Consider the following 11978-nt stretch of genomic DNA (forward strand, 5'->3'; position numbering starts at 1 on the left):
TGACTTCGTGGGCGGTGGCTAAAAACACCACATCCACGCCATCGGTAAACTCGCTGATATCGGACATCGGCTGCAACGGCAGATCGACGATGCCTTTAAGCTGTGGATGCAAATCAGAAATTAACTTTCCCGCATCATTGCTTTGCGCTGAGACGGTCAAAGCGGTTATGGTCATATGAGGGTGGCGATTCACGTAGCTTACAAGCTCTGCGCCCGCATAACCGCTAGCGCCTACAATCAGCGTATTCAACATCAGGTTCCTTTATGCTCAACGTTAATGTATTTTTATGCACATTTATTGCATGAATATTGATACTATCACGACCTAAGGTGTGTCAACAATGAAAATGAACTTACCGCCATTTATCGAGATCTACCGCGCGCTGATTGCCACGCCGTCCATCAGCGCTACCGAAGAAGCACTGGATCAGAGCAATGAGTCTTTAATCAATCTGCTGGCGGGTTGGTTCAGCGATCTCGGTTTCAACGTTGAGATTCAACCGGTCCCGGGAACCCGCAATAAATTCAATCTGCTGGCCAGCACCGGACAAGGAGCTGGCGGCTTACTGCTCACGGGTCATACCGACACCGTACCGTTTGACGATGGGCGCTGGACGCGCGATCCCTTCACCCTTACCGAGCATGACAATAAGCTCTACGGTCTGGGTACCGCAGATATGAAGGGCTTCTTCGCATTTATTCTCGACGCGCTTCGCGACGTTGATGTGACACAACTGAAAAAACCGCTCTACATCCTGGCGACGGCAGATGAAGAGACCAGTATGGCGGGGGCGCGTTACTTCTCGGAAAACGCGTCGATTCGTCCTGATTGCGCGATCATCGGTGAGCCCACGTCGCTACAGCCGATTCGCGCTCACAAAGGTCATATCTCGACGGCGGTACGGGTGATGGGCCAGTCCGGTCACTCCAGCGATCCGGCACGCGGCGTGAACGCCATCGAACTGATGCACGACGCGATTGGTCGCATTATGCAACTGCGCGATACTCTGAAAGCGCGTTATCACTACGACGCGTTCACCGTACCATATCCCACCCTGAATCTGGGTAGTCTGCACGGTGGCGATGCGTCGAACCGAATTTGTGCCTGCTGTGAACTGCATATGGATATCCGTCCGCTGCCGGGCATGACGCTGGGCGATCTGGATGGTTTGCTGACGGAAGCCCTGGCGCCAGTGAGCGAACGCTGGCCGGGTCGTCTGACCGTTGCCGAACTCCATCCGCCGATCCCTGGTTACGAGTGTCCGCCGGACCATCAGCTTGTCGAGGTAGTGGAGAAACTGCTGGGCGAAAAAACCGATGTCGTGAACTACTGCACCGAAGCGCCGTTTATTCAGACCCTGTGCCCAACGCTGGTGTTGGGACCGGGTTCAATCAATCAGGCGCACCAGCCTGACGAATATCTCGAGACGCGTTTTATTAAGCCCACCCGTGAGTTAATCACCCAGGTCGTACACCACTTCTGCTGGCACTGATCGAACTACCCGCTTTCCCGGCCTACCTCCGATGGTAGGCCGGATATGCGCAGCGCCATCCGGCAATGCATTTTCACATTCCGATAAGCATTTCTTATCTGGCTGGATATGAATTAAATTTCGTAAATTACCCGCATTTATTCGTTTGCTGAACCGATTTCGCCGCAATTGACGCCACGGGTTTTACGTGGCTTTATAAAAGACGACTACTAAACAAAGTCCGAAAGATTTCGTGTCACAGCAAGGCGACAAACGAGCCATCCCAGGGCGCTTACATAAGTAAGTGACCTGGGTGGGCGAGCGCAGCCAACGCCGCTGTGGCGTGAAAGATACAGGACTCATAGATTAAAGATGGGGTGTCTGGGTTAATATGAACGAACAATATTCCGCGTTGCGTAGTAATGTCAGTATGCTCGGCAAAGTGCTGGGAGAAACCATCAAGGATGCGCTGGGAGAGAACATTCTTGATCGCGTAGAAACAATCCGTAAGCTGTCTAAATCCTCACGCGCTGGCAATGAAGCAAATCGCCAGGAGTTGCTCACCACGTTACAGAATTTGTCGAATGACGAGTTGCTGCCGGTCGCACGCGCGTTTAGCCAGTTCCTGAACCTGGCCAACACCGCCGAGCAATATCACAGCAGTTCGCCAAAAGGCGAAGGCGCCAGCAACCCGGAAGTGATTGCCCGCACCCTGCGTAAACTGAAAAACCAGCCAGAGCTGAACGACGCCATCATCAAAAAAGCGGTAGAGTCGTTGTCTCTTGAGCTGGTGCTGACCGCACATCCGACGGAAATTACCCGTCGCACACTGATCCACAAAATGGGCGAAATCAACGCCTGTCTGAAGCAGCTCGATAACAAAGATATCGTTGAATACGAACGCCACCAGTTGATGCGCCGTCTGCGCCAGCTGATTGCCCAGTCCTGGCACACCGATGAAATTCGTAAGCTGCGCCCAAGCCCGGTTGATGAAGCCAAATGGGGCTTCGCGGTGGTCGAGAACAGCCTATGGCAGGGCGTACCGAACTATTTACGCGAGCTGAACGAACAGCTGGAAGATAATCTGGGCTACCAGTTACCCGTTGATTTCGTTCCAGTCCGTTTCACCTCATGGATGGGCGGCGATCGTGACGGCAACCCGAATGTAACCGCAGATATCACCCGCCACGTTCTGCTGCTGAGCCGCTGGAAAGCAACCGACCTGTTCCTGAAAGATATTCAGGTTCTGGTTTCCGAGCTGTCGATGGTCGATGCCACGCCGGAACTGTTAGCGATGGTCGGTGAAGAAGGCGCTTCGGAGCCTTACCGCTATCTGATGAAAAACCTGCGCTCGCGCCTGATGGCAACCCAGGCCTGGCTGGAAGCGCGTCTGAAAGGCGAGAAGCTGCCGAAACCGGCAGGTCTGCTGACGCAAAACGAACAGCTATGGGAACCGCTGTACGCCTGCTACCGGTCACTGCAAGCCTGCGGCATGGGCATTATCGCCAACGGTGAACTGCTCGACACCCTGCGTCGTGTGAAATGTTTTGGCGTCCCGCTGGTGCGTATTGATATCCGCCAGGAAAGCACCCGCCACACCGAAGCGCTGGGTGAACTGACCCGCTACCTCGGCATTGGTGATTACGAAAGCTGGTCAGAAGCGGACAAACAGGCCTTCCTGATCCGTGAGCTGAACTCCAAACGCCCGCTGCTACCGCGCAACTGGGAGCCGAGTAATGACACTCGTGAAGTGCTCGACACCTGTAAAGTCATCGCCGAAGCGCCGAAAGGCTCCATTGCTGCCTACGTCATCTCAATGGCAAAAACGCCATCTGACGTGCTGGCTGTGCATCTACTATTGAAAGAAGCCGGAATTGGCTTTGCCATGCCGGTAGCCCCGCTGTTCGAGACCCTTGACGACCTGAACAATGCCGACGACGTCATGACCCAACTGCTGAACATCGACTGGTATCGCGGTCTGATTCAGGGCAAGCAGATGGTGATGATTGGTTATTCCGACTCAGCAAAAGACGCCGGCGTAATGGCCGCCTCCTGGGCGCAGTATCAGGCGCAGGATGCGTTGATCAAAACCTGCGAGAAAGCCGGTATCGAACTGACGCTGTTCCATGGTCGCGGTGGTTCTATCGGTCGCGGGGGCGCACCGGCCCATGCCGCCCTGCTTTCACAACCACCGGGCAGCCTGAAAGGCGGTCTGCGCGTGACCGAACAGGGCGAGATGATCCGTTTCAAATACGGTCTGCCGGAAGTCACCGTCAGCAGCCTGTCGCTATACACCAGCGCTATTCTGGAAGCGAACCTGCTGCCGCCGCCAGAGCCGAAAGACGCCTGGCGTCACATCATGGACGAACTTTCAGTCATCTCCTGTGACGTGTACCGTGGCTACGTGCGTGAAAACAAAGACTTTGTCCCATACTTCCGCTCCGCAACGCCGGAACAGGAACTGGGCAAACTGCCGCTCGGTTCGCGTCCAGCGAAACGTCGCCCGACCGGTGGTGTGGAATCTCTGCGCGCTATTCCGTGGATTTTCGCCTGGACGCAGAACCGCCTGATGTTGCCAGCCTGGCTCGGTGCCGGTACCGCGCTGCAAAAAGTAGTGGAAGATGGTAAACAGAGCGAACTGGAAGCGATGTGCCGCGACTGGCCGTTCTTCTCCACCCGTCTCGGCATGCTGGAAATGGTGTTCTCGAAAGCGGATCTGTGGCTGGCGGAATATTACGATCAGCGCCTGGTCGCGAAAGCGCTGTGGCCGCTGGGCAAGGAGCTGCGCGAACTGCTGGAAGAAGACATCAAAGTGGTGCTGGCAATTGCCAACGATTCACATCTGATGGCCGATCTCCCGTGGATTGCCGAGTCTATCCAGTTACGGAATATCTACACCGACCCGCTGAACGTCCTGCAGGCTGAGCTGTTACACCGCTCACGACTGACGGAACAACAGGGCAAAGAGCCCGATCCTCGCGTTGAACAAGCGCTGATGGTCACCATTGCCGGCGTGGCGGCAGGTATGCGTAATACCGGCTAATTTTCCCCCTAACCCCCTCTCGTGCTATTGCGCGCGAGGGGGTTGAAATAGTTCTGTCATAACCTCCGCACATTCACTATATTTCTGTCTGTTTTTTCCACCGTGAGATTTTTCAGAGCAACGTGTGCCTTTGCACCGGTGCTTCAGATTCTCTTAAGGTTTAGTCGCTACGTTTGGCACCACGTTTAAAGACAGGCTGACAATATGCAATCCACAACCCTCCAGTCTACGCCATCATTTAGCTGGAAAGCCCTTGGCTGGGCGCTTCTCTATTTTTGGTTTTTCTCCTCTTTATTACAGGCCATTATTTTAATTACGGGTTTCAGCGGTACCAACGGACTGCGTGACTCGTTGCTTTACAGCTCCCTTTGGCTGATCCCAATTTTCCTGTTCCCGAGTCGGACCCGCATTATTGCTGCGGTGGTGGGGATCGTGTTATGGGCGACGTCGCTGGCCACGCTCTGCTATTACGTCATCTACGGGCAAGAGTTTTCGCAAAGCGTCCTGTTCGTGATGTTTGAGACCAACGCCAACGAAGCCAGTGAATACCTGAGCCAATACTTCAGCCTGAAGATTATCGCCATTGCGCTGGCCTATACCGTCGTCGCCGTGTTTCTCTGGACACGACTGCGCCCCGTCTATATTCCCGGACGCTGGCGTTGGCTCGTCTCTTTTGCGCTGCTGTATGGGCTGATCCTGAACCCGTTTGTGGTTCGTTCTGCGTTTGGCAACTCGCCGTATGAAAAAACGCTAAGCGGCCTCTCCTCACGTATGGAACCGGCGGCACCATGGCAGTTTGTCATTGGTTACTACCAGTATCAGCGCCAGTTGACCTCACTTAACAACCTGTTTAGTCAGAACCACGCTTTGCCTCCGCTGAGCAATTTTAAAGACAATTCCGGCGACGCGCCGCGCACGCTGGTGCTGGTGATTGGCGAATCCACCCAACGTGGCCGCATGAGTCTGTACGGTTATCCGCGTGAAACCACGCCGGAACTGGACGCATTGCATCAGTCGGATCCGAATCTGACCGTGTTTAACAACGTCGTGACCTCACGTCCTTACACGATCGAAATCTTGCAACAGGCGCTGACCTTCGCGAACGAGAAGAACCCGGACCTGTATCTGACGAAACCGTCGCTGATGAACATGATGAAACAGGCGGGGTATAAGACCTACTGGATCACAAACCAGCAGACGATGACCGCCCGTAACACCATGCTGACGGTTTTCTCTAAGCAGACCGATGAGCAGTTCTATATGAACCAGCAGCGTACGCAAAGCGCGCGCGAATATGACACTAACGTGCTAACGCCATTTAAGAAAATCATGGCTGATCCGGCACCGAAAAAGTTCATCATCGTGCATTTGCTGGGCACGCACATTAAGTACAAATTCCGTTACCCGGAAGACCAGGGCAAGTTCGACGGCAGTACCGATCATGTTCCGCCAGGCCTGAGCGCAGAAGAGCTGGAATCGTATAACGATTACGACAACGCCAACCTGTATAACGACAAAGTCGTCGCGAGCCTGATTAAGGATTATAAAGCGACCGATCCGAACGGCTTCCTGCTCTATTTCTCCGACCATGGCGAAGAGGTGTATGACACCCCGCCGCATAAAACGCAGGGTCGTAACGAGGACAACCCGACGCGTCACATGTATACCGTGCCGTTCCTGTTGTGGACGTCCGACAAATGGCAGGCCGCGCATCCGCGTGATTTATCACAAGATGTGAATCGTAAGTACAGCAGTTCGGAACTGATCCACACCTGGTCCGACTTAGCCGGGCTGACCTACGACGGTTTCGATCCGACGCGCTCCATCACCAGCCCGCAGTTCAAAGAAACCACGCGCTGGATTGGTAACCCATACAAGAAAAATGCGCTGATTGATTACGACACTCTGCCGTATGGCGATCAGGTCGGAAATCAGTAAGTCATTCAGCAGGCCACGCTTTTTAGGGTGGCCTTTTTTCACACTGGCGGTTACTGTTTCCTTGTCTGCGCAACGCAAGGGATCATCATGTATCAAGACGTCAGCCATCTTCTATCCCGCCTGATTCATGGCCCCGCGCCGCTGCGCCAGATTTTCTTTGCCAGTACGCTCACCCCCATCCCGGCGCTGGCGTATCAGGTCGATTTTCCCCGTCTGGAAATCGTGCTGGAAGGTGAACTGACCGACGCCAGCCTCACCGACACGCTCACCCCATACGATGTGCTCTATGTGCCAGCAGGTGGCTGGAATCTTCCGCAGTGGCAGGTGCCGGTCATTACGCTCAGTATCCTGTTCGGCAAACAACAGCTCGGATTCAGCGTGGTGCAATGGGACGGGGAAACATACCAGAATCTGGTCAAACAGCACGTGGCGCGCCGTGGCCCGCGTATCGGTTCCTTTCTGTTGCAGACGCTCAATGAAATGCAAATGCAGCCGCAGGAGCAGCAAACGGCGCGGTTGATTGTCGCCAGCCTGCTCAGCCACTGTCGCGACCTGCTTGGCAGCCAGATCCAGACTGCCTCGCGCAGCCAGGCGCTGTTTGAGGCTATCCGCGACTACATTGACGAGCGCTACGCCTCACCGCTCACCCGGGAATCGGTGGCGCAGGCGTTCTATATCTCGCCGAACTATCTCTCGCATCTGTTTCAAAAAACGGGGGCGGTTGGCTTTAACGAATACCTGAACCATACGCGACTGGAACACGCAAAGACCTTGTTGAAAGGCTACGACTTAAAAGTGAAAGAAGTCGCGCACACCTGCGGATTTGTGGATAGTAACTACTTTTGCCGCCTGTTTCGTAAAAACACCGAACGCTCGCCGTCAGAATATCGTCGTCAGTATCACAGCCAGCTAACGGAAAAGCAGGTCAGTCCAGAATAAGATGGGTATATTGCGGAGCGGAAAGCAACTTACGCACCGCGCTCATGACACGCTGCGGTTCGCGCAGAAAGGCGTTAATGCCGGACTGGACATAACGGCATTGAGTGAAACGTTCCGCCCCCGCCAGTTCGATATCGGTAATCAGCAGCACGGCATCCGCCCGACGGATATCCTCTTCGGTTAAGCGATTTTCCGTACCAAGCGCCCCCTGCGTTTCAATCTTAATGGTCCATTTTTCCTGCTGGCATAACTTCTCCAGCCGTTCAGCCGCCATGTAGGTATGGGCCACACCGCTTACGCAGGCCGTCACCGCGACCAGAAATCGCCCTGTTGAAACGGACATATTACCCTCCTGTTGTGACCTGAAAGCCCGCGTTCTCCGCCATCTCACGCATTTGGGCAATAATCTGTTCCGTTGGCGCAGGGACGTCCTTCATCCCCCACTGCTGCCCGAGCAACCGATATTTCGGCTCACCATAGAGATGAAACGGTAGCAGGTGCAATTGCTTTATACCAAGCGATAACAGTAACGTCAGCGCGCGCTGCATATTCTCATGTGTGAGCGTGTAACCGGGGATCAGCGGCAAACGGGGGATCACGTTAACGCCCTCCGCCACCAGCATCCGCAAATTAGCCACGACGCGTGGCATATTCATCGCCACAATCTCACGGGCCCGTTCAGGCTCCATGATCTTTAAATCGAACAGCACTTCATCACACGCTTTCGCCAGCGGAAGCAGCCGACGGGCGGGGGCATCGCCTGCCGTTTCAATTGCACAATGCACACCCCAGCGCCGCAGACGCTGTAAGAATCGCGTAGCGAAAGCCGCCTGCATCAACACCTCTCCGCCCGACAGCGTCACCCCGCCGCCAGAGGTGCGAAAGAAAACGTCATCTTTCATCACCTCACGTTCCAGCTCATCCAGGGTGACATCACGGCCAATCCGCGCAAACGCCCCGGAAGGACACTCGTCGGCATCACGCAGACACGGCGTACAGCGCAGGCATTTGCTTTCCCGTCGCACCGTTTCAATTCGTGGCGAGATCGATTCCGGATTGGCGCACCACGGGCAGGTGTGCGGGCAGCCTTTAAAAAAGACCACCGTGCGGATCCCCTGACCGTCATTCAGCGAATACCGTTGAATATTGAAGATGCGTGCGACCTCCTCGTCGCACGACTCCACAACCTCACAACTGATGCGCGGTGCGGCGAATGATGTCATCCTGAATTTCCTTCGACAGCTCGACAAAGAAGGCGCTATACCCTGCCACGCGTACCACCAGCCCGGCGAAATCCTGGGGTCGCAGTTGCGCTTCCCGCAGCGTTTCGGCATTCACCACGTTAAACTGAATATGCTGCAATTTGAGCTGGGTAAAGGCGCGCAAGAAATCGCACAGCTTGTGTAATCCTGCCTCTCCTTCCAGCGTGGCGGGCGTGAACTTCACGTTCAGCAACGTCCCGTTGGACAACAGCGTGTTATCCAGCTTACTGACCGATTTCAGCACCGCCGTCGGTCCCTGCATATCCTGTCCAAGCATCGGCGAAAGGCCGCCATCCGCCAGTTGCTCTCCGGAAAAACGCCCGTCCGGTGTCGCCCCTACCACCGCCCCCAACGGCACGTGTGCGGACACGGTATAAGAACCCGGCGTAAACTGCCCGCCACGCGGATTCTGATACTTCTCCACCTCTTTGCAGTAATAACGCAGCAGTTCGGCGCTGATGTTGTCCACCTCATCAATGTCATTACCGTATTTCTGGAAGCGGTTGATCAACCTGGCGCGGATCTTTTCCCCTTCCGGCGTGGCGAAATTGGCCTTTAACACCGCAAGTAACTCATCGAAACTGATTCGCTGCTGCTCAAACACCAGTCCATTCAGCGCATGCAGAGAATCGCTGAGGTTGGCGATGCCAATGCCCTGCACACCCGAGAAATTATAGCGCGCGCCGCCGTCGGTGATGTCACATCCCTTCTCCAGACAATCACTGATAAACGAGGAGAGCAACGGCACCGGCGCCCAGTCGCGATGGCCGATGTCGCAAATATTACTGCCTTCGACCATCAGCGTGATGTAGTGGCTGATTTTGGTGCGAATATGTGCCAGCAGACCGTCCCGGGTCAGTTCACCATTACCTTCATTCTCGTACAGGCTAATTTCCATGACCTTCAACAGATTGAACATGGCGATATCATGCAGGCCATAGGTTCTGCCCGGAATCGACAACTCCACGCACCCGACCACGGCGTAATCACGCGCATCTTCCAGCGAGACGCCCCGGTTGAGGAATGCCGGGATCACCACTTCATCATTAAAGATCTGTGGAATACCGGTACCCAGGCGGATAGTCTCGGCGGTCTTCATCAGAAACGGCGTATCAATCAGCGTGTTGGTGCGAACGCCCAGATTCGGCTGGGGTAACTGCACGCTCTGATAGGCATCGAGACAGAGGAATGAAAGCACGTTTACCGCACTGCGGCCATTCTCCGTCAGGCCGCCAAGTAGCGCGGTATAGCCGGTCGGGAAGCCAGCGAAATAACGTGCGCTGCTGGTCGAACGCAGGAGCACAATGTCGTTGCATTTCACCCACAGCGATTCCAGCAGTTCTTTCAGGAATGCGGGATCGTCTCCCTGCGTCAGCGACGCCTGATAAAACGGCAGCATGTACTGATCGAAACGCCCCAGCGACAGCGAACTGGCGTTGGACTCGTACTGCAAAATGATGTTCATGTACCAGAACAACTGGCACGCCTGCCAGAAGGTGTGCGGCTTATGCTGCACGTTATGCCGCGAGTTGGCAGCGATAGTCAGCAACTCCTGGCGACGAGTGACGTCAGGGCAGCGTTCAGCCATCTCTTCCGCCAGTACGGCATAACGCAGAATGTGGCGCTGCGACGCTTCCAGCAGCAGCAGTGCCGCCTGATAAAAGGCGTTATCCGGCGCCTGCTCGCAGTGAGCGCGCATCTCCATCACCAGTTCACCCAGCCCATGATTCAGCAGGCGCGGATAATCAATGATGATATGCCCCTGTCCCTTATCCGTCTGGTTGATGCTAAAAATCTGGGTACTGACGGCGGCCTTAACCTCATCCGTCATCTGACCGTTGATGAAATCCTTCATCGACCGTTTTTCCCAGTAAGGGAACAGCACATCACGATAGAGGCGTTTATCGTCTTCGCTGATGTCGAAACGGTCCTGGGGACGAGTCGGGAACTGATCCAACTCGTTGAGCAGCCAGTACGGGTCCATCTCCGGCGACATGATGCCCGCACGCGGTTTAACGGTACGGTTGCCGGCAATCAGTTCCTCATCACGAATCGAAATCTCGACATGCTCGAGGATATACGCGGTCGCTTTAGCCCGACGTAAAATGACCGGCTCCCCTTCCGTCTGTTGATGACTGGCGGTATACAGCATTGCACGCTCAAGCGAAATTTCCCTGCTGTTCTGAAAGAGTGCCGCTTTTAAGCGGTGGATGCGGTGGGTCATGAGGAACTCCTGTGGGCATGAATGCCTGATGGCGCTACGCTTATCAGGCCTACAAATTCGTAGGCCGGATAAGGCAGCGCCGCCATCCGGAACACAAAAAACTTATGCGGTTTGCGCCAGATGCGCGCCAATCTTGTTCATAATCGCGTCGGCGCGTTTTACCGCATCGCTGATGTTGACACGGACGATAGTCTTACCAGCAAAACGCTCCTCAAATTTAATCCCGATATCCTTGGTCAGAATGACGATATCAGCCTGTGCCACATCAGCGGGTGTCAGTTCATTTTCCAGGCCAATAGAGCCCTGCGTCTCCACTTTCACTTCCCAGCCTTTCGATTTGGCTGCACTTTCCAGCGCTTCAGCGGCCATATAGGTATGTGCAACACCTGAAGGACATGCGGTTACTGCAATAATTTTCGTCATGACGCCACTCCTCACTTAATTAATTTCAAAATCTAAATCCAGATCGTCTTCTTTCTCGTCGGTCTGAGAGACATTCTTGCGCGCCAGGCTTTTCAGCACGTTCACACAGATAGCCGTCACCACCGCACCTACCGCCACCGCGGCGACATAACCTAGTTTCCCTTCCACCACCGGCAGCACGATCAGTCCACCCCAGCCTGCGTAACACTGAGCGCCGAACAATGCCGCCGTGACCGCACCACAGGCCGAACCCAGCATGATGGAAGGAATGACGCGCAGCGGGTCAGCGGCAGCGAAAGGAATCGCCCCTTCGGTAACGCCCACACACCCCATCACCAGCGCCGCTTTACCGGCTTCGCGCTCTTCAGAAGAGAAATTTTTACGCCCCACCAGCGTCGCCAGTCCTAAGCCCAGCGGCGGCACGCAGATCCCGACCGCCGCAATGGCCACCACGGTGTAAACCCCCTGCGCTACACAAATCAGCATGAAGGCGTAGGCCACTTTGTTGATCGGGCCGCCCATGTCAAAGGCCAGCATCAGCCCCATAATCACCGCCAACACCACGATGCTGCCCTGCTGCATGCCTTGCAGCCACTGGGTCAGACTGGCGGTCAGCGCGCCAACGGGTTCGCCCAGACCCCACATCATGATGCCCGCCGTAATAAAGGTCCCGATGA

Annotated in this window: 9 protein-coding genes and 1 pseudogene; 4 read left to right on the plus strand and 6 right to left on the minus strand. The window is 55.1% G+C overall.

What is annotated here, in order from left to right; all coding sequences use genetic code 11:
* Window positions 1–253: pseudogene (locus tag AB7E14_RS12555) on the minus strand (N-acetyl-gamma-glutamyl-phosphate reductase); the annotation flags it as partial.
* Window positions 254–341: 88 nt separating this feature from the next.
* On the opposite strand from AB7E14_RS12555, the gene argE reads away from it, so the two are divergent.
* The 4 genes from argE (at window position 342) to AB7E14_RS12575 (ending at window position 7392) form a co-directional block, all read left to right on the plus strand.
* Window positions 342–1493 carry an acetylornithine deacetylase gene (gene argE / locus AB7E14_RS12560; RefSeq protein WP_044257496.1) on the plus strand — a complete coding sequence of 384 codons (1152 nt, stop codon included), beginning with the start codon at window positions 342–344 and terminating at the stop codon, window positions 1491–1493.
* A 370-nt stretch (window positions 1494–1863) separates the two neighbouring features.
* Window positions 1864–4515: a phosphoenolpyruvate carboxylase gene (gene ppc / locus AB7E14_RS12565; protein ID WP_042998946.1), complete on the plus strand. Its 2652-nt coding sequence runs from the start codon at window positions 1864–1866 to the stop codon at window positions 4513–4515.
* A 204-nt stretch (window positions 4516–4719) separates the two neighbouring features.
* Window positions 4720–6453 carry a phosphoethanolamine transferase CptA gene (locus AB7E14_RS12570; RefSeq protein ID WP_428169567.1) on the plus strand — a complete coding sequence of 578 codons (1734 nt, stop codon included), beginning with the start codon at window positions 4720–4722 and terminating at the stop codon, window positions 6451–6453.
* An 87-nt stretch (window positions 6454–6540) separates the two neighbouring features.
* Window positions 6541–7392 carry a helix-turn-helix transcriptional regulator gene (locus tag AB7E14_RS12575; protein WP_042998944.1) on the plus strand — a complete coding sequence of 284 codons (852 nt, stop codon included), beginning with the start codon at window positions 6541–6543 and terminating at the stop codon, window positions 7390–7392.
* On the opposite strand, the gene AB7E14_RS12580 is transcribed toward AB7E14_RS12575, so the two are convergent.
* From AB7E14_RS12580 to AB7E14_RS12600, 5 genes are all read right to left on the minus strand, one after another.
* On the minus strand, window positions 7379–7735 hold the full coding sequence (locus AB7E14_RS12580; protein ID WP_042998943.1) for a PTS fructose-like transporter subunit IIB: 357 nt from the start codon (window positions 7733–7735) through the stop codon (window positions 7379–7381). The two genes, AB7E14_RS12575 and AB7E14_RS12580, sit on opposite strands and share 14 nt — an antisense overlap.
* 1 nt (window position 7736) lies before the next feature.
* Window positions 7737–8615, minus strand: coding sequence for a [formate-C-acetyltransferase]-activating enzyme (locus AB7E14_RS12585; RefSeq protein WP_316962754.1), 879 nt, complete (start codon window positions 8613–8615; stop codon window positions 7737–7739).
* Entirely contained in the window at window positions 8581–10878 is a 2298-nt protein-coding gene (locus AB7E14_RS12590; RefSeq protein WP_316962755.1) for a formate C-acetyltransferase, read from the minus strand. The genes AB7E14_RS12585 and AB7E14_RS12590 overlap by 35 nt, the downstream gene beginning before the upstream one ends.
* 102 nt (window positions 10879–10980) lie before the next feature.
* Window positions 10981–11301 carry a PTS fructose-like transporter subunit IIB gene (locus tag AB7E14_RS12595; RefSeq protein ID WP_044327320.1) on the minus strand — a complete coding sequence of 107 codons (321 nt, stop codon included), beginning with the start codon at window positions 11299–11301 and terminating at the stop codon, window positions 10981–10983.
* 15 nt (window positions 11302–11316) lie between these two features.
* Window positions 11317–11978: fructose-specific PTS transporter subunit EIIC (locus AB7E14_RS12600; RefSeq protein ID WP_428169568.1), on the minus strand; the 662-nt coding region annotated here is incomplete at its 5' end.

This window comes from Citrobacter sp., assembly GCF_050252275.1.
Lineage (GTDB): Bacteria > Pseudomonadota > Gammaproteobacteria > Enterobacterales > Enterobacteriaceae > Citrobacter_A > Citrobacter_A amalonaticus.